Source organism: Pseudomonas sp. SH10-3B (assembly GCF_019891415.1).
In the GTDB taxonomy this organism is placed as follows: Bacteria; Pseudomonadota; Gammaproteobacteria; order Pseudomonadales; family Pseudomonadaceae; genus Aquipseudomonas.
Genome location: NZ_JAFLXD010000014.1, coordinates 21,024 through 45,438, shown reverse-complemented (window position 1 = coordinate 45,438; position 24,415 = coordinate 21,024). Strand labels below are relative to the sequence as shown.

General features: G+C 62.1%; 27 protein-coding genes. 7 read left to right on the top strand and 20 right to left on the bottom strand.

Features of this window, described 5'->3' with window-relative positions:
* Nucleotides 1–7: 7 nt before the first annotated feature.
* Nucleotides 8–967, top strand: coding sequence for a DMT family transporter (locus J1G35_RS13085; RefSeq protein WP_223015160.1), 960 nt, complete (start codon nucleotides 8–10; stop codon nucleotides 965–967).
* Here J1G35_RS13085 and J1G35_RS13080 read toward each other — a convergent pair.
* Both J1G35_RS13080 and J1G35_RS13075 read right to left on the bottom strand, forming a co-directional pair.
* Nucleotides 881–1,252, bottom strand: a complete 372-nt coding sequence (locus tag J1G35_RS13080) for a VOC family protein (RefSeq protein WP_223015159.1) — start codon at nucleotides 1,250–1,252, stop codon at nucleotides 881–883. The genes J1G35_RS13085 and J1G35_RS13080 overlap by 87 nt on opposite strands.
* Nucleotides 1,253–1,306: 54 nt before the next feature.
* Nucleotides 1,307–2,056, bottom strand: a complete 750-nt coding sequence (locus J1G35_RS13075; RefSeq protein ID WP_053132886.1) for a transporter substrate-binding domain-containing protein — start codon at nucleotides 2,054–2,056, stop codon at nucleotides 1,307–1,309.
* 133 nt (nucleotides 2,057–2,189) lie between these two features.
* Between J1G35_RS13075 and dnaX the strand changes: the two genes are divergently transcribed.
* From dnaX to J1G35_RS13050, 5 genes are all read left to right on the top strand, one after another.
* Complete coding sequence (gene dnaX, locus J1G35_RS13070; RefSeq protein ID WP_223015158.1) at nucleotides 2,190–4,244, top strand: DNA polymerase III subunit gamma/tau; 2,055 nt, start codon at nucleotides 2,190–2,192, stop codon at nucleotides 4,242–4,244.
* Nucleotides 4,245–4,287: 43 nt separating this feature from the next.
* Nucleotides 4,288–4,626, top strand: coding sequence for a YbaB/EbfC family nucleoid-associated protein (locus tag J1G35_RS13065; protein ID WP_003193199.1), 339 nt, complete (start codon nucleotides 4,288–4,290; stop codon nucleotides 4,624–4,626).
* Between the two features lie 133 nt (nucleotides 4,627–4,759).
* The gene (locus J1G35_RS13060; RefSeq protein ID WP_053132892.1) at nucleotides 4,760–5,794 is read left to right on the top strand and encodes an NADP-dependent oxidoreductase; all 1,035 of its coding nucleotides are present in this window, start codon (nucleotides 4,760–4,762) and stop codon (nucleotides 5,792–5,794) included.
* Nucleotides 5,795–5,860: 66 nt separating this feature from the next.
* On the top strand, nucleotides 5,861–6,463 hold the full coding sequence (recR, locus tag J1G35_RS13055; protein ID WP_027603720.1) for a recombination mediator RecR: 603 nt from the start codon (nucleotides 5,861–5,863) through the stop codon (nucleotides 6,461–6,463).
* Nucleotides 6,464–6,582: 119 nt separating this feature from the next.
* On the top strand, nucleotides 6,583–7,731 hold the full coding sequence (locus J1G35_RS13050; protein ID WP_223015157.1) for an acyl-CoA dehydrogenase family protein: 1,149 nt from the start codon (nucleotides 6,583–6,585) through the stop codon (nucleotides 7,729–7,731).
* A gap of 39 nt (nucleotides 7,732–7,770) precedes the next feature.
* Here the strand turns inward: J1G35_RS13050 and J1G35_RS13045 are convergent, their stop codons facing one another.
* Together J1G35_RS13045 and fnr are read right to left on the bottom strand one after the other, a co-directional pair.
* On the bottom strand, nucleotides 7,771–8,319 hold the full coding sequence (locus J1G35_RS13045) for an adenine phosphoribosyltransferase (RefSeq protein ID WP_053132898.1): 549 nt from the start codon (nucleotides 8,317–8,319) through the stop codon (nucleotides 7,771–7,773).
* Between the two features lie 79 nt (nucleotides 8,320–8,398).
* Nucleotides 8,399–9,133, bottom strand: coding sequence for a fumarate/nitrate reduction transcriptional regulator Fnr (fnr, locus tag J1G35_RS13040; protein ID WP_223015156.1), 735 nt, complete (start codon nucleotides 9,131–9,133; stop codon nucleotides 8,399–8,401).
* A gap of 152 nt (nucleotides 9,134–9,285) precedes the next feature.
* Between fnr and J1G35_RS13035 the strand changes: the two genes are divergently transcribed.
* Entirely contained in the window at nucleotides 9,286–9,747 is a 462-nt protein-coding gene (locus J1G35_RS13035) for a hypothetical protein (RefSeq protein WP_053132904.1), read from the top strand.
* Here the strand turns inward: J1G35_RS13035 and hemN are convergent, their stop codons facing one another.
* The 16 genes from hemN to ccoN (J1G35_RS12955) all read right to left on the bottom strand — a co-directional run bounded on the left by hemN (nucleotide 9,748) and on the right by ccoN (J1G35_RS12955) (nucleotide 24,401).
* Nucleotides 9,748–11,130 carry an oxygen-independent coproporphyrinogen III oxidase gene (gene hemN, locus J1G35_RS13030; protein ID WP_223015155.1) on the bottom strand — a complete coding sequence of 461 codons (1,383 nt, stop codon included), beginning with the start codon at nucleotides 11,128–11,130 and terminating at the stop codon, nucleotides 9,748–9,750.
* A gap of 102 nt (nucleotides 11,131–11,232) precedes the next feature.
* On the bottom strand, nucleotides 11,233–11,916 hold the full coding sequence (locus J1G35_RS13025; protein WP_053132911.1) for a sulfite exporter TauE/SafE family protein: 684 nt from the start codon (nucleotides 11,914–11,916) through the stop codon (nucleotides 11,233–11,235).
* A complete protein-coding gene (gene ccoS, locus J1G35_RS13020) occupies nucleotides 11,909–12,127 on the bottom strand; it encodes a cbb3-type cytochrome oxidase assembly protein CcoS (protein ID WP_053132914.1) in 219 nt (72 codons plus the stop codon). Before ccoS ends, J1G35_RS13025 begins: the two co-directional genes overlap by 8 nt.
* A 22-nt stretch (nucleotides 12,128–12,149) precedes the next feature.
* Nucleotides 12,150–14,600, bottom strand: coding sequence for a heavy metal translocating P-type ATPase (locus J1G35_RS13015; RefSeq protein WP_223015154.1), 2,451 nt, complete (start codon nucleotides 14,598–14,600; stop codon nucleotides 12,150–12,152).
* Nucleotides 14,601–14,608: 8 nt separating this feature from the next.
* Nucleotides 14,609–15,148, bottom strand: a complete 540-nt coding sequence (locus tag J1G35_RS13010) for a FixH family protein (RefSeq protein ID WP_223015153.1) — start codon at nucleotides 15,146–15,148, stop codon at nucleotides 14,609–14,611.
* A gap of 31 nt (nucleotides 15,149–15,179) precedes the next feature.
* Nucleotides 15,180–16,595 (bottom strand): cytochrome c oxidase accessory protein CcoG, encoded by a 1,416-nt coding sequence (gene ccoG, locus J1G35_RS13005; protein WP_053132922.1) that lies wholly within the window; start codon nucleotides 16,593–16,595, stop codon nucleotides 15,180–15,182.
* Nucleotides 16,596–16,802: 207 nt separating this feature from the next.
* Nucleotides 16,803–17,213, bottom strand: coding sequence for a type II toxin-antitoxin system VapC family toxin (locus J1G35_RS13000; protein ID WP_053132925.1), 411 nt, complete (start codon nucleotides 17,211–17,213; stop codon nucleotides 16,803–16,805).
* Nucleotides 17,213–17,467 (bottom strand): type II toxin-antitoxin system Phd/YefM family antitoxin, encoded by a 255-nt coding sequence (locus J1G35_RS12995; RefSeq protein WP_053132928.1) that lies wholly within the window; start codon nucleotides 17,465–17,467, stop codon nucleotides 17,213–17,215. The genes J1G35_RS13000 and J1G35_RS12995 overlap by 1 nt, the downstream gene beginning before the upstream one ends.
* A 175-nt stretch (nucleotides 17,468–17,642) precedes the next feature.
* A complete protein-coding gene (gene ccoP / locus J1G35_RS12990; RefSeq protein WP_053132931.1) occupies nucleotides 17,643–18,620 on the bottom strand; it encodes a cytochrome-c oxidase, cbb3-type subunit III in 978 nt (325 codons plus the stop codon).
* Nucleotides 18,617–18,802, bottom strand: coding sequence for a CcoQ/FixQ family Cbb3-type cytochrome c oxidase assembly chaperone (locus J1G35_RS12985; protein WP_003175465.1), 186 nt, complete (start codon nucleotides 18,800–18,802; stop codon nucleotides 18,617–18,619). The genes ccoP (J1G35_RS12990) and J1G35_RS12985 overlap by 4 nt, the downstream gene beginning before the upstream one ends.
* A 6-nt stretch (nucleotides 18,803–18,808) precedes the next feature.
* Complete coding sequence (gene ccoO, locus J1G35_RS12980) at nucleotides 18,809–19,417, bottom strand: cytochrome-c oxidase, cbb3-type subunit II (protein WP_003193167.1); 609 nt, start codon at nucleotides 19,415–19,417, stop codon at nucleotides 18,809–18,811.
* Nucleotides 19,417–20,859, bottom strand: a complete 1,443-nt coding sequence (ccoN, locus tag J1G35_RS12975; RefSeq protein WP_053132934.1) for a cytochrome-c oxidase, cbb3-type subunit I — start codon at nucleotides 20,857–20,859, stop codon at nucleotides 19,417–19,419. The genes ccoO (J1G35_RS12980) and ccoN (J1G35_RS12975) overlap by 1 nt, the downstream gene beginning before the upstream one ends.
* Nucleotides 20,860–21,209: 350 nt before the next feature.
* Nucleotides 21,210–22,157: a cytochrome-c oxidase, cbb3-type subunit III gene (gene ccoP / locus J1G35_RS12970; protein WP_053132938.1), complete on the bottom strand. Its 948-nt coding sequence runs from the start codon at nucleotides 22,155–22,157 to the stop codon at nucleotides 21,210–21,212.
* Nucleotides 22,154–22,354 carry a cbb3-type cytochrome c oxidase subunit 3 gene (locus J1G35_RS12965; RefSeq protein ID WP_027603735.1) on the bottom strand — a complete coding sequence of 67 codons (201 nt, stop codon included), beginning with the start codon at nucleotides 22,352–22,354 and terminating at the stop codon, nucleotides 22,154–22,156. Before J1G35_RS12965 ends, ccoP (J1G35_RS12970) begins: the two co-directional genes overlap by 4 nt.
* Before the next feature lie 3 nt (nucleotides 22,355–22,357).
* Nucleotides 22,358–22,966, bottom strand: a complete 609-nt coding sequence (ccoO, locus tag J1G35_RS12960) for a cytochrome-c oxidase, cbb3-type subunit II (RefSeq protein WP_053132942.1) — start codon at nucleotides 22,964–22,966, stop codon at nucleotides 22,358–22,360.
* Nucleotides 22,967–22,976: 10 nt separating this feature from the next.
* Nucleotides 22,977–24,401 carry a cytochrome-c oxidase, cbb3-type subunit I gene (gene ccoN / locus J1G35_RS12955; protein ID WP_053132945.1) on the bottom strand — a complete coding sequence of 475 codons (1,425 nt, stop codon included), beginning with the start codon at nucleotides 24,399–24,401 and terminating at the stop codon, nucleotides 22,977–22,979.
* Nucleotides 24,402–24,415: the final 14 nt, after the last annotated feature.

The following is a 24,415-nucleotide window of genomic DNA, read 5'->3' as shown; positions in this document are numbered from 1 at the left end:
GCCGTCGATGAATAGCCCTTCACCCGTAAAGCTTACGCTAGTCATCGCCAGCGTCATCCTGTGTTGGGCCTATTCGCCGATTGGCGTGCACATGGGGCTGCACAGCTACAGCCCCGGCCAATTGGCGTTGTTAAGGTTTTTGATTGCATCGGTGTTCATGGGCGGTGTGGCGCTGGTGATGGGCATCGGCCGACCGCACCTGCGCGATGTGCCCTGGTTGCTGGTGTTGGGGTTCTTCGGCGTGTTCCTGCATCACACTGCGATCAATTACGGACAGCAATGGGTAACGGCGGCGGCGTCCAGCGTACTCGCGCAGTCGGCGCCGCTGTTCAGTGTGCTGATCGCGTTTTTCTGCCTGAAGGAGCGGGTCAGCGCTTGGCGCTGGGGCTGCGTATTGCTGGGGCTGCTCGGCGTGGTGGTGGTGATCTGGGGGGATCAGGGGCTGGGAGAGATCGACCCGCGTGGCTTGTTGATCCTGCTGGCGGCGGTGTCGTGGAGCGTGTATTTCGCTCTGCAGAAACACTATGCCCACCGTTACAGTCCGTTGACCATGGCGTGCTACATGGTGTGGGCCGGCACCCTGATGCTGTGTGTGAACCTGCCGGGCCTGCCTGCTGCGGTGGTGCAGGCGCCGTTGGCGGAGAACGGGGCGGTGCTGGTGCTCGGTATTTTTCCCAGCGCCTTGGCGTATCTGGCCTGGGGGTACGTGTTGAAACATGTGGAGGTCAGTCGCGCGTCGGTGGCGATGTACCTGATCCCGCCGGTGGCGATGCTGATGGCCGCGACATTGCTGGGCGAACACATCGCCTTGCAGGTGATGCTGGGCGCTGTGATCGTGCTGGCCAGCGTGGCGGCCATCAGCCTGGAGGGGCGCTGGCGGTCAGTCGCTCAGGCTAAACGCGCGCAAGCGGTGGCCATCGAGGTCCTGGGCGACAAAGGTGTAGCCGAAATCCAAAGCCGTCGGTGATTGGACAATCAGGGCGCCGCGCTCGACCCATAGGTCGTGCAGCGCGTCCACGGCCGCCGTGTCGGGCAGCGAGAAACCCACTTCACCGCCACCCCCCGTGAACTGCGCCGCCGGCTCCACGGTGTGACGTGACCACAGCCCCAGCTTTACGCCATTGTCGAGAATGAACAGGGCAAACGTCGGGTTGAGCTCCACCGGTGGCTTGTCCAGCAGACGACTATAGAAGTTGGCGCTGGTGGCCGGGCTGTCGACGTACAACAGGAAGTAATGGGCGACGGTATTCATGCGGGCTCCTTGAGAACGGGCGTTTGAGAGCGCTGAGTCTATAAGGCCGCACTGTCAGTTCTTGTCAGGAGTCTCGCCGGTGTACAGCTTGATGATTTCATCGATCTCGCCGGACATTTTCATTCGCAGCAGGGTGCGCAGGATCCGCTGCACTGGTACGTCGGGGTCATTGCGCACGGTGCAGCCGATCTTCTGCTCATCAATCACCGCGACCTTATGCAGCTTCTTGCCCACCGGCATGCGCTGGTTGAAACGGTCGAGTATCCATTCGTTGCTCACCGCAAACTTGAAACGCCCTGCCACCAGTTTTTGCAGCACCTGCTCTTCACTGCGCGCATCGTCACGGGCCAGTTGGCCGCTGGCAAACAGCGGGTCGAGGCTGGTGTAGCGATAGTTGAGCACGGTCCCGATCGATTGGGGCGCCAACTTGCTCGCCTGCACCGGCTGCACGGGCTCCTGGGTACTGACCAGCAGGTTGCGCTGCACCATCAGCGGGATGCTCCAGGTGTAATCGCCGGACATATTTTCGAACCAGGCCTGGGTGACGTAACAACGCACGTCGATATCGCCATTTTGCATGGCCGTCGAGATACGCGCCCGCGCCAGTACGTGGAACTGCGCTGGCCGACCCACCTGGGTGGCCAGGCTCAACATCAGGTCATATAAAATGCCTTGGGTGGGCCGGCCGTCCTCCAGTTGCACCATGGGCATTGCCCAGCTGTCGGAAACCGAGAAACGCAGCGGCGCAGGCGCCGCCAGGCAAGCCGTGGTCATCATCCATAAAGTGCCCAGGACTACGCGCATACACTCTCCGGGTTCAGGCCTTTTCGGGGCCAGTCAGCAGAGCTTAGTCAGATTAGACGAGCGTGCCGGATGCAATTTCCCCCTTGCTCCGCTAGCATTACCGGCTCCCGCTTCCCAGTTGCGACGGTTTTCGATGAGTTATCAGGTTCTTGCACGTAAATGGCGTCCGCGCTCGTTCCGCGAAATGGTCGGCCAGACCCATGTGCTCAAGGCTCTGATCAATGCCTTGGACAGCCAACGGCTGCACCACGCCTACCTGTTCACCGGTACTCGGGGGGTGGGCAAGACCACCATTGCGCGCATCATCGCCAAATGCCTGAACTGTGAAACCGGTATCACTTCGACGCCCTGCGGCACCTGCTCGGTGTGCCGCGAGATCGACGAAGGGCGTTTCGTCGACCTGATCGAGATCGACGCCGCGAGCCGCACCAAGGTCGAAGACACCCGCGAGCTGCTCGACAACGTGCAGTACGCGCCGAGCCGTGGACGCTTCAAGGTCTACCTGATCGACGAAGTGCACATGCTCTCCAGCCATTCCTTCAACGCCTTGTTGAAAACCCTGGAGGAGCCGCCGCCCTACGTCAAATTCATCCTGGCCACCACCGACCCGCAGAAACTTCCTGCAACGATCCTGTCGCGGTGCCTGCAGTTCTCCCTGAAAAACATGACCCCCGAGCGCGTGGTGGAGCATTTGACCCACGTGCTGGGCGTCGAGAACGTACCGTTCGAAGACGACGCACTGTGGCTGCTCGGCCGCGCCGCCGATGGTTCGATGCGCGATGCCATGAGCCTCACCGACCAGGCCATCGCCTTTGGTGAAGGCAAGGTCATGGCCGCCGATGTGCGCGCCATGCTCGGCACCCTGGACCACGGCCAGGTGTTCGACGTGCTGCACGCGCTGATCGAGGGCGATGCCAAGGCGTTGCTCGAAGCGGTGCGCCACCTGTCGGAGCAAGGTCCGGACTGGAACGGCGTGCTCTCGGAAATCCTCAATGTGTTGCACCGCGTCGCTATCGCCCAGGCGTTGCCGGAAGGTGTCGACAACGGCCATGGCGACCGCGACCGCGTGTTGGCCCTGGCCCAGGCGTTGCCGGCCGAAGACGTGCAGTTCTACTACCAGATGGGCCTGATCGGTCGTCGCGACTTGCCTTTGGCACCGGACCCGCGCGGAGGCTTCGAGATGGTCCTGCTGCGGATGCTGGCGTTCCGACCGGCGGATTCGGCCGAGGCGCCGAGACAGCCGCTAAAGCCAGTGGGGATCAGCCAGGCCACAGTTGATTCCGCCAAACCAGTGGCTGGCGTGGCGGTGGTCGCGCCAGTGGTTGCTGCCCCCGTTGAGCCGACGCCTGAGCCAGCCCCCGTGGTGGTTGCCCCCGTGGCTGCGCCTGAGCCGGTTGTCGAGCCCGAGCCGGTGGTCGACCTGCCCTGGAACGCCCCGGTAGAAGCCGAGGCCGAGGCTGAAGTTGAGCAGCAGCCTTACGTCGAGCCCGTACTGGAAACCACCGGCGAGCAGCCCGAGTTGACGCCGATGCCGGCACCGACGCCGGACAGCGTGGTGCCGGCCGCGCCTGAGTGGGTGTCGGCTCCGGTGCCCGAGCCGACCGTCGCCCAGGTCGAAGCCGCAATCCCGGGCATCGACCTCGACGACGAACCGCCGCTGGACGAAGATTACATTGAGCCGGATATGGATTCGGCCTACAGCTACCTGGACGACCTGGCCAGCGAGCACACCGCCGAACCGGCCCCGGAGCCCGAGGCAGAACCTGCTGCTGCGCCGGCCACCGGCCTGGCCCTGCAATGGCTGGAGCTGTTCCCGAAACTGCCGATTTCCGGCATGACCGGCAGCATCGCCGCCAACTGCACCCTGATCGCCATCGACGGCGACCACTGGCTGTTGCACCTGGACCCGGCCCACAGCGCGCTGTTCAACGCGACCCAGCAACGGCGCCTCAACGATGCCCTGAACCAGTACCATGAGCGTACGCTGACCATCGCTATCGAGTTGATCAAGCCCGAGCAGGAGACCCCGGCCCAGGCTGCCACCCGTCGGCGTATCAATCGCCAGCGTGAGGCTGAGGACTCGATCCACGGCGATCCACTTATCCAGCAAATGATGCAACAGTTCGGCGCGGTCGTGCGTCACGATACTATTGAACCTGTCGAAGCCCCGGTGCCCCAGGCGTCCTGACACCGGGCTACTCATTGATCCACGTACTTTTGAGGTAATTCCCATGATGAAAGGTGGCATGGCCGGCCTGATGAAGCAGGCACAGCAGATGCAGGAAAAGATGGCCAAGATGCAGGAAGAACTGGCCAACGCCGAAGTCACCGGTAAGGCCGGTGGCGATATGGTCAGCGTCGTGATGACCGGGCGTCACGACATCAAGCGCGTGAGCATCGACCCAAGCGTATTGCCAGGCGTGGGCGAAGATGACCTGGAAATGCTCGAAGCGCTGTTTGCTGCGGCGGTCAACGACGCGGTGCGCAAGATCGAAGCCAACAGCCAGGACAAAATGTCCGGCGTGACCGCTGGCATGCAACTGCCACCGGGCATGAAGCTGCCGTTCTGATCGGCAGGTTTTAGCTAGACTCCAATGCCAGGCCCCGTGCCTGGCATTTTTGTTTGTGCCAATCCGATCGAACCCTGGCACGGCACGCATGGTCTGCACCCTGTACCGATGTATTCGATAAAGGAGCCCCTTCATGCCTCAAGAACCGACATTGAACCAGCGCATTGTCCTGGTCTCACGCCCCCAAGGCGCCCCCACCCCGGAAAACTTCCGCCTGGAACGGGTGACCTTGCCGGAGTTGGCAGACGGCCAGGTCCTGCTGAAGACCCTGTACCTGTCCCTCGACCCCTACATGCGCGGTCGCATGAGCGACGCACCTTCCTACGCGGCGCCGGTGGAAATCGACGAGGTGATGACCGGTGGTGCTGTCAGCCGTATCGAGCAGTCGCGTAATCCTAAGTTCGAGGTGGGTGACCTGGTCGTGGGCGCCACCGGTTGGCAGAGCCACAGCATTTCCGACGGCCGCAACCTGGTCCCCGTGCCTAACGGCCTGGCCAGCCCTTCGATGGCGCTCGGTGTGCTGGGCATGCCAGGCATGACCGCGTACATGGGCCTGATGGACATCGGCCAGCCGAAGGCCGGTGAAACCCTGGTAGTGGCCGCAGCATCCGGCGCCGTGGGTTCGGTGGTCGGCCAGGTGGCCAAGCTCAAGGGCCTGCGTGTGGTCGGGATTGCGGGCGGTGCCGACAAGTGCCGCTACGTGGTGGACGAACTGGGCTTTGATGCCTGCATCGACCACAAGAGCTCGACGTTTGCCGATGACTTGGCCCAGGCGTGCTTCAAGGGGGTGGACATCTACTTTGAGAACGTCGGCGGCAAGGTCTTCGATGCGGTGGTGCCTTTGCTCAACCCCAGGGCCCGTATTCCGCTGTGCGGCCTGATCGCCGGCTATAACGCCCACGAAGCCCCCAGCGGGCCGGATCGTTTGCCGGCGCTGCAGCGTACCTTGCTGACCAAGCGCGTGCGGATCCAGGGCTTTATCGTGTTTGACGACTACGGTGATCGCCAGCCCGAGTTCCTTAGCGCCATGGCGCCGTGGGTGCGCGATGGCAAGATCAAGTTTCGCGAAGACGTGGTCGAGGGCCTGGAGCAGGCGCCCGAAGCCTTTATCGGTTTGCTGGAGGGGCGTAACTTTGGCAAGTTGGTGGTGCGGGTCGCGCAGGATTGAGCATTTGACGCTAATCCGGGGCGCGGGTATAAACCGCGTCTCGTTGTTTTGTCGGACCATTCGCCCATGAGCTTCAGCCCCCTGATTCGCCAACTGATCGACGCCCTGCGTACCCTGCCGGGTGTCGGCCAGAAAACCGCCCAACGCATGGCGCTGCAACTGCTGGAGCGTGATCGCAGTGGCGGTACACGGTTGGCCCAGGCCCTGAGCCAGGCCATGACTGGGGTGGGCCACTGCCGCCAGTGCCGTACCCTCACCGAAGAAGAGCTCTGCCCGCAATGCGCCGACCCGCGCCGCGACGACACGCTGCTGTGCGTGGTAGAAGGGCCGATGGACGTGTACGCGGTGGAGCAGACCGGTTATCGCGGGCGCTACTTTGTGCTCAAGGGCCACCTCTCGCCGCTCGATGGCCTGGGGCCGGAGGCCATCGGCATTCCGCAGTTAGTTGCGCGGATTGAAGAGCAGGGCACCTTTACCGAGGTGATCCTGGCCACCAACCCGACCGTGGAAGGTGAAGCCACCGCGCATTACATCGCCCAACTGCTGAGCAACAAAGGCCTGGTCACTTCGCGCATCGCCCATGGCGTGCCGCTGGGTGGCGAGTTGGAGCTGGTGGACGGCGGCACGTTGGCCCATTCCTTCGCCGGCCGAAAACCCATCGCCCTCTAACGATCAGCACACATCAAATGTGGGAGTGGGCTTGCCCCCTCCCACATTTGATTTGTGCATGGCTTGATAACCAAGCAAGCGCTTGGTAATTTCGCTCCACCTCACCGTGGAGCTTGCCGATGTCTGCCTATCAGGACTACTTCGACCCCAGCCACCAATTGGTCCGCGACAGCGTGCGTCGTTTTGTCGAGCGCGAGGTGTTGCCGGACGTCGAGCAGTGGGAGGAGGCGGAAAGCTTTCCCCGTGAGTTGTACCTCAAGGCGGGGGCGGCCGGGGTACTCGGTATTGGCTACCCCGAAGCGCTGGGCGGCAGTCACGAAGGTGATCTGTTCGCCAAGGTGGCCGCCAGCGAGGAGTTGATGCGCTGCGGTTCCGGCGGCGTGGTCGCAGGGTTGGGCTCGCTGGATATTGGCTTACCGCCTGTCGTCAAATGGGCGCGGCCTGAGGTGCGCGAGCGGGTGGCGCCCCTGGTGCTGTCGGGGGAGAAGATCATCGCCCTGGCGGTTACCGAGCCCAGCGGCGGCTCCGACGTGGCCAACCTGCACACCCGCGCCGTCCGCGACGGGGAGCATTACCGGGTCAGCGGCAGCAAGACCTTTATCACCAGCGGCATCCGTGCCGACTTCTATACCGTGGCTGTACGCACTGGCACACCGGGCTTTGGCGGCATCAGCCTGTTGCTGATCGAGAAGGGCACTGCGGGTTTCACCGTCGGCCAACCGCTGAAGAAAATGGGCTGGTGGGCGTCGGACACCGCTGAATTGTTCTTCGACGATTGCCGCGTGCCCGTCGGCAACCTGATCGGCGCCGAGAACATGGGCTTTGCCTGCATCATGGGTAACTTCCAGAGCGAGCGCCTGGCTTTGGCCCTTATGGCCAATATGACTGCGCAGATGGCCTTGGAGGAAAGTCTCAAATGGGCCACCCAGCGCGAAGCGTTCGGCAAGCCTATCGGCAAATTCCAGGTGCTCAAGCATCGCCTGGCGGAAATGGCCACCGCCGTCGAGGTCTCGCGGGAGTTCACCTACCGCCAGGCGGCGAAAATGGCCGCTGGCATCAGTGTGATCAAGGAGATCTCGATGGCCAAGAACCTCGCCACCGACACCGCCGACCGCGTCACCTATGACGCCGTGCAGATCCTGGGCGGCCAGGGCTACATGCGCGGCAGCCTGGTGGAGCGGCTGTATCGCGACAACCGCATCCTGTCCATCGGCGGCGGCACCCGCGAAGTGATGAATGAAATCATCAGCAAGCAGATGGGGTTGTGAGGGCGGGCTTGCCCCCGGCAGCGTCAGTCCGGGCAACCGTTACCGTTCGGTCAGCGCAAACTGCGTCAGGCAAAAAGTGGGAATCCCCATATCTTCCAGGCGCTGCGAGCCTCCCAGTTCCGGCAGATCAATGATCGCCGCCGCTTCAAAGATCTTCGCCCCCATGCGCCGTACCAGGTTCGCCGCCGCGATCAAGGTACCGCCCGTGGCGATCAGGTCATCGAACATCAGCACTGAATCACCCTCGCACAGGCTGTCGGCGTGCACTTCCAGGAATGCTTCGCCATATTCGGTCTGGTAACCCTCGGACAGCACGTCAGCCGGCAGCTTGCCCTGCTTGCGGAACAGGATCAGCGGTTTGTTCAGTTGATAGGCGATGATCGAGCCGATCAGGAAGCCTCGCGCATCCATCGCGCCGATATGGCTGAAGTCAGCCTCGACGTAGCGATGGGCAAAGGTGTCCGCCACCAGGCGCAGGGCCTTGGGCGATTGGAACAGGGGCGTGATGTCACGAAAGATCACCCCAGGCTTGGGGAAGTCGATGACGGGGCGGATCAGGGATTTGATGTCGAACGAATCGAAAGTCATCGTCGAAGAGTCCTGGGCGGAAAACGGACTCGAAGTATACCTGCGGCCTCGTCGATTGGCGCGGCCGCAAGTGTCTGCATCAGCCTTCCAAAGAACCACCGGCTAGTGCGCACAGTTGGATCGGGTCGAGGATGTGCACTTCCTTGCCCTCGGCGGCCAGCAGTTCGTTCTGCTGGAAGCGGGTAAATACGCGGGACACGGTTTCCACCGCCAGGCCCAGGTAATTGCCGATTTCGTTGCGCGACATGCTCAGGCGGAACTGGTTGGCCGAGAACCCACGGGCACGGAACCGCGCCGACAGGTTGACCAGGAAGGTCGCGATGCGCTCGTCGGCGGTTTTCTTCGACAGCAGCAACATCATCTGCTGGTCGTCACGAATCTCGCGGCTCATCACCCGCATCAGTTGGCGGCGCAGTTGTGGTAATTGCAGGGCCAGTTCGTCCAGGCGTTCGAAGGGGATTTCGCACACCGACGTGGTCTCCAGGGCCTGGGCCGACACCGGGTGAATCTCGGTGTCCATGCCCGATAACCCGACCAACTCGCTGGGCAGGTGGAAGCCGGTGATCTGCTCTTCGCCGCCGTCGCTCAGGCTGAAGGTCTTCAGCGCGCCCGAACGTACTGCATAGACGGAATCGAACTTGTCGCCCTGGCGAAACAGAAACTCGCCTTTCTTGAGCGGGCGACCACGTTTAACGATCTCGTCCAACGCTTCCATGTCTTCCAGATTCAGCGAAAGTGGCAGGCAGAGGGGGGCCAGGCTGCAATCCTTGCAGTGAGCCTGGCTGTGAGCGCGCAGTTTGACTGGCTCGGACATTTCTTAGATCCTTGTGGGAAAACACACATAAGACGTAAGGGTACCGCACTGGGGGGAGGGGAGGCCAGCGTGTACAAGAAACAGGCAGCGGTATAAAGCTTTTTGTATCGATGCCGATACAAGGGGCACATCTATCCGTCGGAGCTTGGACCATGTCTGTTATCGCGGCTTACAACCCTGCCATCCGTGTACCCAGCGTGCCGGACGCGAAGCCCACTGCCACGGCCAAGGAAACTCCGTCCGCGACCGCGCCTGAAACCAAAGTGGTTGAAGGGGTTACGGTGACTATTTCCGGTGAAGCGTTCAAGGCGGCCGGTGCGAGCAAAAGCGCGAATGCCGATATCGACGACAGCGGCCTGGACGATAGCGTCAAAGAAGTGCTGAAAATGATCCGTAAACTGAAACAGCAGATCGCCGAGAAAATGGCTGAGCTCCAGGCGATCGCGGCTGACAAAAGCTTGACCCCGGAACAGGCTCGGGCCAAGACCGCCAGTGTGCAGGGCGCCATCAGTTCCTTGCAGGCAGGCTTGATGACGGCCCAGACCTCCCTGGCCAAAGCGATGAAAACCATGAGTGCCGATGACGCGCTCAAAGCCGCTTCGTTGTCGATGTAACTAGATCACCCGCGAAAACCGCTGCCGGTTCTGATGCTCCAGGTACGCGTCGAACACCATGCATACCGAACGCACCAGCAGCCGTCCGGCGGGCAGCACGCGAATGCCTTGGGCATCCAACTCGATCAGGCCGTCCTCGGCCATCACCTCCAGTTGTGGCCAGACTTCGTCGAAATACCCGCGAAAATCTATCGTGAACGCCTGTTCTATCGGTTCGAAGTCCAGGCTGAAATTGCAGATCAACTGCTGAATCACTTCCCGCCGTAACCGATCGTCCGTGGTGCAGACCAAGCCACGGCTGGTCGCCAGCTGCGCGCTGGCCAGGGCGGTCTGATAGCCGTTCAGGTCACTGCTGTTCTGGCAATACAGGTCGCCAATCTGGCTGATGGCTGATACGCCAAGCCCGATCAGGTCGCAATGGCCATGGGTGGTGTAGCCCTGGAAATTGCGCTGCAGGGTGCCTTCCTCCTGGGCGATGGCCAGTTCGTCGTCCGGCAAGGCGAAGTGGTCCATGCCGATGTAGCGATAGCCCGCTTGGGTCAATTGTTCGATGGTGGTTTGCAGCATGAGCAGCTTGGATTCCGGCGACGGCAAATCCTCGCTGTTGATCCTTCGCTGGGGCATGAAGCGCTCCGGCAAATGCGCGTAGTTGAACACCGACAGACGGTCCGGCTGCAGCTTGATCACTTCCTCCACGGTGCGCGCGAAGTTGATCGGCGTCTGCTTGGGCAGGCCGTAGATCAGGTCGATATTGATCGAGCGAAATTGCAGGGTGCGCGCCGCGTCGATCACCGCACGGGTTTCTTCCAGGCTTTGCAGGCGATTGACTGCGCGCTGCACCTCGGGGTCGAGGTCTTGCAGGCCGATACTCACACGGTTGAAGCCCAGTTCCCGCAGCAGCCCCATGGTCGCCCAGTCGGCTTCGCGGGGGTCGATCTCGATGCTGTAGTCGCCGGAGTCATCGTCGAGCAGATTGAAGTGCTGGCGCAGGCTGCCCATGACCTGACGCAGTTCGTCGTGGCTGAGAAAGGTCGGGGTGCCACCGCCGAAGTGCAGTTGTTCAACCGACTGTTTCGGATCGAGGTGGCAGGCCACCAACTGAATCTCCTGCTCCAGGCGTTGCAGATAGGCCTGGGCGCGACCGCGGTCCTTGGTGATCACCTTGTTGCACGCGCAGTAGTAGCAAATGTTCGCGCAGAACGGCACATGCACATACAGCGACAACGGTCGCGTGGCCTTGCGGCTTTCGCGCAGGGCGTGGAGCAGGTCGAAGGTGCCGACCTGGCTGTCGAATTGTACGGCGGTGGGGTAGGACGTGTAGCGCGGTCCCGCCAGGTCGTAGCGGTGAATCAGATCGGTGTCCCAACGAATGGCGTCGAGCATGCGGGCATTCCCCGGATAGGCTGGTAGGCCGAGTCTAGGGGCGTGGCCGGTATGGCATGTTGATTTGCATCAACGGGGAGCGGCGCTATGCCACATAGCCTTTTAGTGGCCCATCAGCCAGTGCTGATGCGGACCTGGCAGGGTCCAGAGACCGAAAATAATCACCAGCAGGCCACCGGCCATACGCACGCTGCGCTTGCGCAATAACGCGGTCACGCGTTCGGCCGCCAACCCGGTCGCCAGCAGTACTGGCCACGTGCCTAAGCCAAAAGCCAGCATCAGCAACGCACTGTCCAGCGCATTGCCCTGGCTGGCGGCCCACAGCAGGGTGCTGTAGACCAGCCCGCACGGCAACCAGCCCCACAGCGCGCCCAGCAGCAATGCGCGCGGTAGGCTGGACACCGGCAGCAAACGGTTGGCGACGGGCTGTATATAGCGCCACAGGCCGCGTCCGAGGCTTTCGATGCGGGTCAGGCCGCTCCACCAGCCGGCCAGGTACAGGCCCATGCAGATCAGCAATAATCCGGCGAGCACGCGCATGAACAGGGCCGCCGGGCTGTTCGCCACGGCCCAGCCGGCCAGGCCAATCAATAACCCGGCGGTGGCATAGCTGAGGATGCGTCCCAGGTTGTACGCCAGCAGCAGGCGGAACCGGCGGCTACGTTGCTCCTTGGGAATCGCCAGGGTCAGTGCGCCCATCAGCCCGCCGCACATGCCCAGGCAATGGCCGCCGCCCAGCAGGCCGAGGATCAGCGCAGAAACCAGCAGCGGCGCCAGCTCAAGCATGGGGTGGGTCTTTGGGCGTGGGCGGTTGCTCGGGGCCGTTGGCTTCGTCGACGGCCGCGAGGTGGTTCGGGTCCTGGTCGTCGAACAGCACGCTGTGGGCCGGGCCGTCGAGGTCGTCGTACTGGCCGCTGTCCACCGCCCAGAAGAAGATGTAGATGGCCACGCCCACTAACAGCAGCGCCGCCGGAATCATCACGTATAGAGCTGGCATCTGCACTCCATGCCCGCGCGGCTCAAGCCGGCAGCGGACGGGTTACCAAAGGGGCGCTGGTGGCCTGCGCACTCGGCAGGCGAGTCAGGCGCAGGGCGTTGAGCACCACGGTCAACGAACTGAGGGACATGCCGATGGCCGCCCAGATCGGGGTGATCCAGCCAAGGGCCGCAAACGGCAGCATAAGGCCATTGTACAGCCCGGCCCACAGCAGGTTTTCAATGATTACCCGGCGGGTGCGTCGCGCCAGGCTAAAGGCCTGCACCAGCGCGTCGAGGCGATTGGACAGCAGCACCGCATCGGCGCTGGTCTTGGCCAGGTCGGTGGCCGAGCCCATGGCCACGCTGATGTCGGCGGCGGCCAGCACGGGTACATCGTTGACACCGTCGCCAAGCATCAGCACCTTGCGGCCTTCCCTGCGCAGTTGTTGCAGCGCCTGCAGCTTGTCGTCGGGGCGCAGGCCGCCGTGGGCTTCATCAATGCCCAGTTCAGCGGCGACGCTGGCGACCATCGGCGAACTGTCCCCCGACAGCAGCAGGGTGCGCCAACCGCGCGCCTTGCAGGCGGCCAACAACGCCGGGGCATCGCTGCGCAGACGGTCGTCAAGCACGAACCAGGCAAGGGCGCCGTCGCGGTCGCCCAGCAGCAGCCATTGGCCGGCCTCCTCCGGGGCGGCAGGGATCGGGCAACCGCTGAGTGCGCAGACAAACCCCGGCTGGCCGATGCGCAACTGGCGGCTGCCGACCCGCCCTTCCAGGCCGAGGCCGGGGGAGCTGAGCACCTCGTCAGCGGCCAGAGGCGCACGGCCGAAGGCACGGGCAATCGGGTGCTCGGAGCGGTTTTCCAGGGCGGCGGCGAGGCCCAGGCACTCGTCGCTGTTCAGGGCGGTCAGGGGGCGGATCGCTTTCAGCGCCAGGCGGCCTTCGGTGAGGGTGCCGGTTTTGTCGAAAATCACCGTGTCGATCTGGTTCAGGCCTTCGAGCACATGGCCACGGGTCAGCAATAGCCCGAGCTTGTGCAGGGTACCCGTCGCGGCGGTCAGGGCGGTCGGCGTGGCCAGGGACAGCGCACAGGGGCAGGTCGCGACCAGCATCGCCAGCACGATCCAGAATGCCCGCGATGAATCCAACTGCCACCACAGCAGGCCGATCACTGCCGCAGCAATCAGCGAGCCCAGCAGGAACCACTGCGCGGCGCGGTCGGCGATCTGCGCCAGGCGCGGCTTCTCGGCCTGGGCCCGTTCCAGCAGGCGCACGATGGCGGACAGGCGGGTCTCGTGGCCCAAGGCGCGTACTTCGACGGTCAGCGCACCTTCGACGTTCAGGGTGCCGGCGGTGACGGCGTCGCCGGTTTGGCGCGGTAGCGGCAGGTACTCACCGGTGAGCAGCGACTCATCGATGCTGGACCGGCCGTCGAGGATCACCCCATCTGCCGGCAGAACCGCGCCCGGATGCACCAGCACGCGGTCGCCGAGTGCCAGTTCGCTCAACAGAATACGTTCGCTCTGACCGTCACCTTTGAGGCGCAGGCATGAAGCGGGCAGCAGGTTGACCAACTGCGCGGTGGCGGCGGCCGTACGTTCCCTGGCGCGGCGCTCCAGGTACCGACCGGCCAGCAGGAACAGCGCAAACATGCCCACCGCATCGAAATACAACTCGCCCACGCCGGTGATCGCGGTCCAGATCCCGGCCAGGTAGGCCCCGCCAATCGCCAGGGATACCGACACGTCCATGGTCAGGTGGCGGGTGCGCAGATCGCGCATGGCACCCTTGAAGAAGGGCGCACAGCTGTAGAACACGATAGGCGTTGTCAGAAACATCGCCACCCAGCGCAGGATCACATGCAGTTCGGGACTCAGGTCGATATTGAATTCCGGCCAGGTGGCCATGGTTGCCATCATCGCCTGGAACCACAGCAATCCGGCGACCCCCAACTGGCGCAGGGCCAGGCGGTTTTCGCTGGCCAGTTGCTCGGCCGCGCGGTCGGCTTGATACGGGTGGGCGGCGTAGCCGATATGGCGCAGTTCACTGAGCACCTGGCTCAACGGCAATTGCCCGTCGGCCCAGCGCACCTGCAGGCGATGGTTGGACAGGTTCAGCCGCGCCTCGGCCACGGCGGGCAGGCTGCGTAGGTGTTTTTCGATCAACCAGCCACAGGCGGCGCAACTGATGCCTTCCATCAGCAGGGTGGTTTCGGCGAGGTCGCCCTCATGGTGCACGAAGGGTTTTTGCACGTCGGCGCGGTCATACAGCGCCAGTTCGTCCACCAGTTGCACCGGCAGCGTCTCGGGGTTGGCCGAGGCTTCGCTGCGGTGCTGGTAATAGCTTTCCAGCCCACCGGCCACAATCGCTTCGGCCACGGCCTGGCAGCCGGGGCAGCACAGCTCGCGGCGCTCGCCGAGGATCACGGCGGTGAACCGACTGCCGGACGGGACGGGCAGGGCGCAGTGGTAGCAGGGGGTTGGGCTGGTCATGGGCGCTGCTATTTTTTCAGGTCTTCAGCACCCAGCAACGGTTCATCACCCAGCAGCAAGTCCTTGTCGTGGCTGACTTCTTCTTCCTCGAACAGGCGCCAGGTCTTGTCGCCTTCCACACCCAGCAATTCCACGAAGCGGCGGCCTTCGACCTTGTCGGTGACCTGGCCGATGTAGCGCCCCGGTTCGCTGTCGCTGCGGATCAGGTTGATCTTGCGATCCTTCTCTGGCTGGGTCGGGGAGATCAGGTTCAGTTCCAGGGTGTGGGGGTTGCTGTAGCCGGTGAGTTGCAGCTCGACTTCGCCGGTCAGCTCATCCAGGTGCAGCTTGGCGCGCAGTTGCAGGGTCTGGGCCAGCCGCTCGCGGTCCAGGGAGCGGTTGATGCCTTTGCCGGCCTCGTAGTAGTTGTCGTTGACCAGGTTGTCCGGGTTGTTCACCGCGATGGTCACCATGGACAAGGTCAAGGTCACCGAGCAGGCCAGGATCCCAATGATGATCCAGGGCCAGAGGTGCTTGTACCAAGGGCTTGCGGCAGTGGCTACGGGCATTGTTCTGCTCTCTATTAACGAAGCTTTCTATTTAACGAACCTGGGGGCCGATGAATCGGCTCTTGGCTTCAATATGGACGCTGGCGTCATCGGCATCCTTGAGGATGAACGTCACCTCGTTGGTACTCGACGGCAGTTGCTCCGGTGCACTCGACAGCTCCACCGGCATGCTGACGATATCGCCCGCCGCCACTTTGATTTCACGTCGACCTTGCAGCTTGAGGTCCGGCAGGCCGGCGGCGTCGAGCACGTAGGTGTGATCGCGCTGGTCCTTGTTCATGATCTTCAGGCTGTAGACGTTTTCGATGCGGCCTTCGGCGTTTTCGCGGTACAGCACGCGGTCTTTGCTCACATCGAAGCCCACCAGCGAACGCATGAAAAACGCGGCGGCCAACAGGCTGATCATCGCCAGCAACACCAGGGCATAACCGATCAGGCGCGGACGCAACTTGTGGGTTTTCTGCCCGGACAGGTTGTGCTCGGTGGTGTAGCTGATCAGGCCCCGCGGGTACTCCATCTTGTCCATGATGTTGTCGCAGGCATCGATACAGGCGGCGCAACCGATGCACTCGATTTGCAGGCCGTCGCGGATGTCGATACCGGTGGGGCATACCTGTACGCACATCGTACAGTCGATGCAGTCGCCCAGGCCCTGGGCCTGGTAGTCGGTACCTTTTTTACGCGGGCCACGCACTTCGCCGCGACGTGGGTCGTAGGAGACGATCAGGGTGTCCTTGTCGAACATCACGCTCTGGAAGCGCGCGTACGGGCACATGTAGATGCACACCTGTTCACGCAGCCAACCGGCGTTGCCATAGGTGGCGAGGGTGAAGAAGCCAACCCAGAAATACGACCAACCATCGGCCTGGCCGGTGAAGAAGTCGAACACCAGTTCGCGGATCGGCGAGAAGTAGCCGACGAAGGTCATGCCGGTGACAAAACCGATCAACAGCCACAGGGTGTGCTTGCTGAATTTGCGCAGGAACTTGTTGGCGCCCATCGGCGCCTTGTCCAGCTTGATGCGCTGGTTGCGGTCGCCTTCGGTGACCTTTTCGCACCACATGAAGATCCACGTCCACACGCTTTGCGGGCAGGTATAACCACACCACACGCGGCCGGCGTACACCGTGATAAAGAACAGGCCAAATGCTGCGACGATCAGGATGCCCGAGAGCAGGATGAAATCCTGGGGCCAGAAGGTCGCGCCAAAAATAAAGAACTTACGCTCCGGCAGGTTCCACCACACTGCCTGGTGACCACCCCAGTTCAGCCACACCGTGCCGAAGTAGAGCAGGAACAGACCGGCGCCGCCGAGCATGCGCAGGTTGCGGAACAGGCCGGTGAAGGCGCGGGTGTAGATTTTCTCTCGCGACGCGTAGAGATCGACGGATGGATTCGAGTTTTTGGCAGGCGGGGTAACGTCATGTACCGGTATCTGGTTGCTCATCATTGCATCCCACGGCGGTGGAGATTTGCCTCGGCCAGTACGTGCCAACCGGGGTCAAATTAAGGGTGTTGCAGTGGCGTAATGATACGCCCCCGGTGGCGCTCAAAGGGTGCGACCTTTGGTCGCGTTGGGGGAAATCAATTGATGGTGTACGTGATCTGGATCAATTGACTTGGGAAGTATGGACGGTTTTTGTGGGGGAGGCGGTCATTCGTCCCAAGGATTGATCAGTGGAACGCCGCTGGATTTGAAGTCGCTGACGTTACGCGTGACAACCGTGAGCCCATGCACCAGCGCGGTCGCGGCAATTAATGCGTCACTTTCATTGGCGCGGTCCGGCACATGCAAGTGTGCGCAACGCAACGCGACTGCAGCATCGACGGGTAGGATTCTGGCATCAAAGGCCGGCATCACATGACGCTTGAGCCAGGTTCGCAACACCTTCCCCTGAGCCGGGTCTCGCCGCTCAATGCGCAAGACTCCGGTTTCCAATTCTTTCAGAGTGATTGCCGAAATAAACATACGCGGTGCGATGACACTTTTGGCCCAGGCGACCACGTTCGCGTCAGCCTGGGGTTTACGAAGTTCAGAGATTACGTTGGTGTCGAGTAGATACATCAAGAGAGGTCCACGGGTCGATGAGTGATCACGGCACGTTCGGTTTCGAAGTCGATATCGGCCGCTTCCGGCATCACCAGCAGGTCAACGATGTCCACATTGAGACCTGTCAGCTTTTGGTAGTCCTCAATGCTTAGCAGTACATGGGCGGGCTTGCCGCGATCGGTGATAAAAACCGGGCCTTGGCGAGCGGCTTTTTTGGCACCGCTTGTGTCTTGATTGAATTCGCGACTGGAAATGGTGGTGATAGTCATGGTGCGCCTCCCCGGAGCGGGCTGAATGTAGTTACGTTACTACGTGGTCTTGGCACGCCACAAGCTTAAAGCTACAAGCGGTCAAAGTGCTTTTCCCATGGGGGTATCGATGCCTCGGAAACGAAAAAGCCCCACCAGCTTGCGCTGGGCGGGGCTTTTTTTGTTTCCGGGAGCCTTACTGCTCCTCGGCCTTCTTATCCCCATGGGACAAGCTGTACACATACGCCGCGAGCAAGTGCACCTTGTCATTGCCTTGCAGTTGCTCCTGCGCAGGCATCTGGCCCTGACGGCCCCAACGGATGGTCTGCTGCAGTTGGGCGAAGCTCGAACCGTAGATGAACGCACCCGGGTGGGTCAGGTCCGGCGCGCCCATGGCGGGGGTGCCTTTGCCGGCCGGGCCGTGGCAGGCCACGCAGTTGGCGGCGAAGAGTTTCTCGCCGTTGGCTACATCAGCCTTGACGCCTTCCGGCAGCTTGCGGCCGTCGAGGTTGGTGACGACGAACGCGGCGACGTCGCTGACACCTTGTTCCTTGAGGATGTCCAGCCAGGCCGGCATGACGGCATGGCGACCTTTCATGATGGTTTCCTTGATGGTGGCCGGCTCGCCACCCCAGCGCCAATCGGCGTCGGTCAAGTTGGGGAAGCCATAGGCGCCCTTGGCGTCGGAGCCGTGGCACACCGAGCAGTTGGAGGCGAACAGGCGACCGCCCATCTTCAAGGCTTGCGGGTCCTTGGCGACTTCCTCGATTGGCATCGACGCGAACTTGGCGAAGATCGGCCCGAACTTGGCGTCCGACCTGGCCATTTCCTTTTCCCATTCGTGCACGCCGGTCCAACCGGTCTGGCCGTTGGCGAATGGGGTTTGCTTGTCGTTGTCGAGGTAGTTGTAGCCAGGCAGCAGGCCTTTCCAATTGCCCAGGCCGGGGTAGAGCACCAGGTAGCCGAGGGCAAAGATGATGGTGCCGACGAACAGCATGAACCACCACTTGGGCAGCGGGTTGTCGTACTCCTCGATGCCGTCGAACGAGTGGCCGACGGTCTCGTCGGTCTGCTCGGCGCGCTGGCCCTTGCGGGTCGACAGCAGCAGCCAGGTCAGGGCGAAGATGGTACCCAGGCTCAGGACTGTGACGTACAGACTCCAGAACGTAGTCATTCTTTGTTACTCCTAGAAGCTTGCTCGACGTGCTTGATGGCTTCGGGATCATCCGCAAAGGGCAGCAAGGTCGCGTCTTCAAACTCCGACTTGCGCTTGGGGCTGAACACCCACAACGCCAGGCCGATAAAGGCCACCATCACGACAACGGTGCCCAGGCCACGAATCATCCCGATATCCATGAAGAATCACCGTTTGCTTTTGATGATGGTGCCAAGGCCTTGCAGGTAGGCCACCAATGCGTCCATTTCGGTCTTGCCCTTCACGGCTGCGGCTGCACCGGCGATGTCTTCGTCGGTGTAGGGCACGCCCAGGGTGCGCAAGACTTCCATCTTCTTCGCGGTGTCCTTGCCGTCGAGCTTGTTTTCCACGAGGAACGGGTACGCCGGCATTTTCGACTCAGGCACCACGTTGCGCGGGTTGTACAGGTGCGCACGCTGCCAGTCATCGGAGTAACGCCCGCCGACACGGGCCAGGTCCGGGCCGGTACGCTTGGAACCCCACAGGAACGGGTGGTCCCACACGCTTTCACCGGCCACCGAGTAATGGCCATAGCGTTCGGTTTCGGCGCGGAACGGGCGGATCATCTGCGAGTGGCAGCCGACACAACCGTTGGCGATGTAGACGTCGCGGCCTTCCAGTTCAAGGGCGGTGCGCGGCTTCATGCCTTCGACCGGCTTGTTGGTCACGTCCTGGAAAAACAGCGGAACGATCTGGGTCAGGCCGCCAATACTCACGGCGATGACCATGAAGAAGGCCAGCAGGCCGATGTTCTTCTCGACTACTTCATGCTTCATCAGTGGGCTCCCACAACGGCGATCTTGGCGGCGGCTTCGGCTTCGGCCGGGTCGGAGGCACGCACGGTGCGCCAGACGTTATAGGCCATGAACAGCATGCCGGTGGCAAAGAACGCACCGCCCAGGGCGCGGACGATGTAGCCCGGGTGGCTGGCTTGCAGCGCTTCGACGAAGGAGTAGGTGAGGGTGCCGTCATCGTTGATCGCACGCCACATCAGGCCCTGGGTGATGCCGTTGACCCACATCGAGGCGATGTAGAGCACGGTGCCGATAGTCGCCAGCCAGAAGTGCGTGTTGATCAGCCCGACACTGTGCATCTGCGCACGGCCGAACAGTTTGGGGATCATGTGGTACAGCGCGCCGATGGAGATCATCGCCACCCAGCCGAGGGCGCCGGCGTGTACGTGGCCGATGGTCCAGTCGGTGTAGTGGGACAGTGAGTTGACGGTCTTGATCGCCATCATCGGCCCTTCGAAGGTCGACATGCCGTAGAACGCCAGGGACACCACCAAAAAGCGCAGGATCGGGTCGGTGCGCAGCTTATGCCAGGCGCCCGACAGGGTCATCATGCCGTTGATCATGCCGCCCCAGCTCGGGGCCAGCAGGATGATCGACATCGCCATGCCGAGGGACTGCGCCCAGTCCGGCAACGCGGTGTAGTGCAAGTGGTGCGGGCCGGCCCAGATGTACAGGGTGATCAGCGCCCAGAAATGCACGATGGACAGGCGATACGAGTAAATAGGCCGTTCGGCCTGTTTCGGCACGAAGTAGTACATCATCCCCAGGAAACCGGTGGTGAGGAAGAAACCTACGGCGTTGTGGCCGTACCACCACTGGATCATCGCATCCGTCGCACCGGCGTAGGCCGAGTAGGACTTGAACAGGCTGACCGGCAACGAGGCGTGGTTGACGATGTGCAGCATCGCCGTCACCAGGATGAAGGCACCGTAGAACCAGTTGCCCACATAGATGTGCTTGGTCTTGCGTTTGACGATGGTGCCGAAGAACACCACTGCGTAGGTCACCCAGACGATGGCGAGCAAAATCGCGATCGGCCATTCCAGCTCGGCGTATTCCTTGGTGGTGGTGTAGCCCAGTGGCAGGGTGACGATGGCGCCGACGATCACGGCTTGCCAACCCCAGAAGGTGAAGGCCGCGAGGCCGTCGGAGATGAGTCGCGTCTGGCAGGTGCGCTGCACGACATAGTAGGAGGTGGCAAACAATGCACATCCGCCGAAGGCGAAGATCACCAGGTTGGTGTGCAGCGGGCGCAGGCGGCCGAAGGTTGTCCATGGCAAGCCGAAATTCAATTCCGGCCAAACCAGTTGCGAGGCGATGAACACCCCGAGCCCCATGCCAAGGATCCCCCAGACCACCGTCATGATGGCGAACTGGCGGACTACCTTATAGTTATAAGCAGTCGGACTGATTGCTGTGCTCATTCTAAGGTTCCACGGTTTAGGTTTTTTTATAGGTAAAATTCGGCCGCAAGTATGTAGAAAGCGAGGGGCCAATGCAACGCAACGCTGACCTGTGTCAAGGCGTTCCAAGCCAGATTCTGCGCCCTTTCCATGTTTAGCGTAAGGACAAAATCCAAAATTGAAAGCTGATCGAGTGGACAGGAAATTTGCCAGGCCGCGACGATAGTCGTCGCGTACGCCGGAACCGGTCCGCTGTGCAGGGAAGCGTAGACCCGAATGGCAGGAGGGGAAAGGTGTGCTTTGGAAGGGTGCGACACTTGGTCGCGTAGCGGGGTAGAGCTGCCGCCCCAAATTGGGGCGGCAGTCAGGTGTTACTGAGCTGGGCTTTCTGGCGTTGCGCCATCAGCGTTATGGGACAAGCTGTAAACGTAGGCGGCCAGCAGGTGCACTTTGTCATTGCCCTGCAGCACTTCCTGCGCTGGCATCTGGCCTTGGCGGCCGTGGCGAATCGTCTGCTGCAACTGCGCAAGGCTGGTGCCGTAGATGTAACCGGCGGGCAGGGTCAGGTTCGGCGCGCCCATGGCTTCCATGCCATGGCCTTGCGGACCGTGGCAGGCCACGCAGGTGGTGTTGAACGCGGCCTGGCCAGCGGCCAGGTCAGCGGTGCTGTCCGCCGGCAATGGCAGCTTGGCCAGGTCGTGGCGCACATAGGCGGCGACGTTTTTAACGCCTTCGTCGCCCAGCATGTCACCCCAGGCCGGCATGGCCGCGTGGCGACCGTTCAGGATGGTGGTCTTGATCGCTTCGGCCGAACCGCCCCAACGCCAGATGTTATCGGCCAGGTTTGGAAAGCCGAATGCGCCCTTGGCATCCGAGCCGTGGCACACCGCGCAGTTGGAGGCGAACAGGCGGCCGCCCATTTTCAACGCTTGCGGGTCTTTCGCGACTTCTTCCACGGGCATGGCCGAGAATTTGGCGAAGATCGGCCCGAACTTGGTGTCAGCCTTGGCCATCTCCTTGTCCCACTCCTTGGACGAGGTCCAGCCGTCTTCATAGCCCGGCAGCACGCCTTTCCAGTTACCCAGGCCCGGGTAGAGGATCAGGTAGCCGACGGCAAACACCAGGGTGCCGGCGAACAGCATGAACCACCACTGGGGCAGGGGGTTGTCGTATTCCTCGATGCCGTCGAAGGCGTGGCCCATGGTCTGGTCGACGCTGCCCTTGGTCTCGCCCTTGCGGGTGCCGAACAACAGCCAGGTCAGGCCGATCAGGCTGCCGAGGGTCAGTACGCAGATCCATGTACTCCAAAAGGTAGTCATGGCCGGTTGCTCCTTGTTACAGGCTCTTCTTGAGCGTCGGTTGGAGAGGGTTCATCGGCGAAGGGCAGCAGGCGTGCCTGCTCGAATTCCGCATTGCGCCGGTTGTTGAACACCCACAGCGACAGGCCGATAAAGGCGATGGCGACCACCAGCGTGCCGAGGCCGCGGATGGTGCCCGCATCGAATTCAAATCCCATGGCTCACCTCTTGCTCTTGATGGCAGTGCCGAGTACTTGCAGGTACGAAACCAGCGCGTCCATTTCGGTCTTGCCTTTGAGGCTGGCCACGGCGCCACTGATGTCGTCGTCGGTGTACGGCACGCCGAGGGTGCGCATCACTTTCAACTTGGTCTCGGTGTGGCTGTTGTCGACCGCAGCCGTGACCAACCACGGGTAGGCCGGCATTTTTGACTCGGGCACGACGTTGCGCGGGTTGTACAAGTGCGCGCGGTGCCAGTCGTCCGAGTAGCGTGCGCCGACGCGCGCCAGGTCTGGCCCGGTACGCTTGGAGCCCCACAGGAACGGGTGATCCCACACGCTTTCACCGGCCACCGAGTAGTGGCCGTAGCGCTCGGTCTCGGCGCGGAATGGGCGGATCATCTGCGAGTGGCACTGTACGCAGCCTTCGCGGATGTAGATGTCGCGGCCTTCCAGTTGCAGCGCGGTGTAGGGCTTCATGCCTTCCACCGGCTTGTTGGTCACGTCCTGGAAGAACAGCGGGACGATCTGGGTCAGGCCGCCGATGCTCACGGCGAGCACCATGAGCAGCATCAGCAGGCCGACGTTTTTTTCAATCGTTTCGTGTTTCATCATCGACTCCTCAGGCCATCTGCGCTGCAGCGGTGACTTCGGCAGGTTGTGCCGAACGCACGGTGCGCCACGTGTTGTAAGCCATCAGGAACATGCCGCTGAGGAAGATGGCGCCGCCCACCAGCCGCACGATGAAGCCTGGGTGGCTGGCCACCAGGGTTTCGACGAAGGAGTAGGTCAAGGTGCCGTCTTCGTTGATCGCACGCCACATCAGGCCCTGGGCGATGCCGTTGACCCACATCGAGGCGATGTAGAGCACGGTGCCGATGGTCGCCAGCCAGAAGTGCGCGTTGATCAGGCCGATGCTGTACATCTGCTCGCGACCGAAGACTTTCGGGATCATGTGGTACAGCGCACCGATGGAGATCATCGCCACCCAACCGAGGGCGCCGGCGTGTACGTGGCCGATGGTCCAGTCGGTGTAGTGGGAGAGGGCGTTGACGGTCTTGATCGCCATCATCGGACCTTCGAAGGTCGACATGCCGTAGAACGCCAGGGACACCACCAAAAAGCGCAGGATCGGGTCGCTGCGCAACTTATGCCAGGCGCCCGACAGGGTCATCATGCCGTTGATCATGCCGCCCCAGCTCGGCGCCAGCAGTACCAGCGACATCACCATGCCCAGCGACTGTGCCCAGTCCGGCAGCGCCGTGTAGTGGAGGTGGTGAGGACCAGCCCAGATGTACAGGGTGATCAGTGCCCAGAAGTGCACGATGGACAGGCGATAGGAATACACCGGACGCTCGGCCTGTTTCGGCACGAAGTAGTACATCATCCCGAGGAAGCCGGCGGTGAGGAAAAAGCCTACCGCGTTATGCCCATACCACCACTGCACCATGGCATCCGTCGCACCGCCATACAGCGAGTAGGACTTGGTCAGGCTGACCGGGATTTCCAGGTTGTTGACGATATGCAGGATCGCCACGGTGATGATGAACGCACCGAAGAACCAGTTACCGACGTAGATGTGCTTGGTATTGCGCTTCATCACCGTGCCGAAAAACACGATGGCGTAGGCCACCCAGACAATGGTGATCAGGATGTCGATCGGCCATTCCAGCTCGGCGTATTCCTTGGAGCTGGTGTAGCCCAGCGGCAAGGTGATCGCGGCCAGGAGGATGACCAGTTGCCAGCCCCAGAAGCAGAACGCGGCGATTTTCGGCGCAAACAGCTGGGTCTGGCAGGTACGCTGCACCGAGTAGAAGGAGCTGGCGAACAGCGCACAGCCACCGAACGCGAAGATCACCGCGTTGGTGTGCAGTGGGCGCAGGCGGCCAAAGCTGGTCCAGGGCAAGTCGAAGTTGAGCGCGGGCCAAACCAATTGGGCGGCGAGAAAAACCCCGAGCCCCATGCCGACGATGCCCCACACCACCGTCATAATGGCGAATTGGCGGACCACCTTGTAGTTATAGGCGGTACTTAAAGTAGTGTTCATGGTTCCCCATCCAC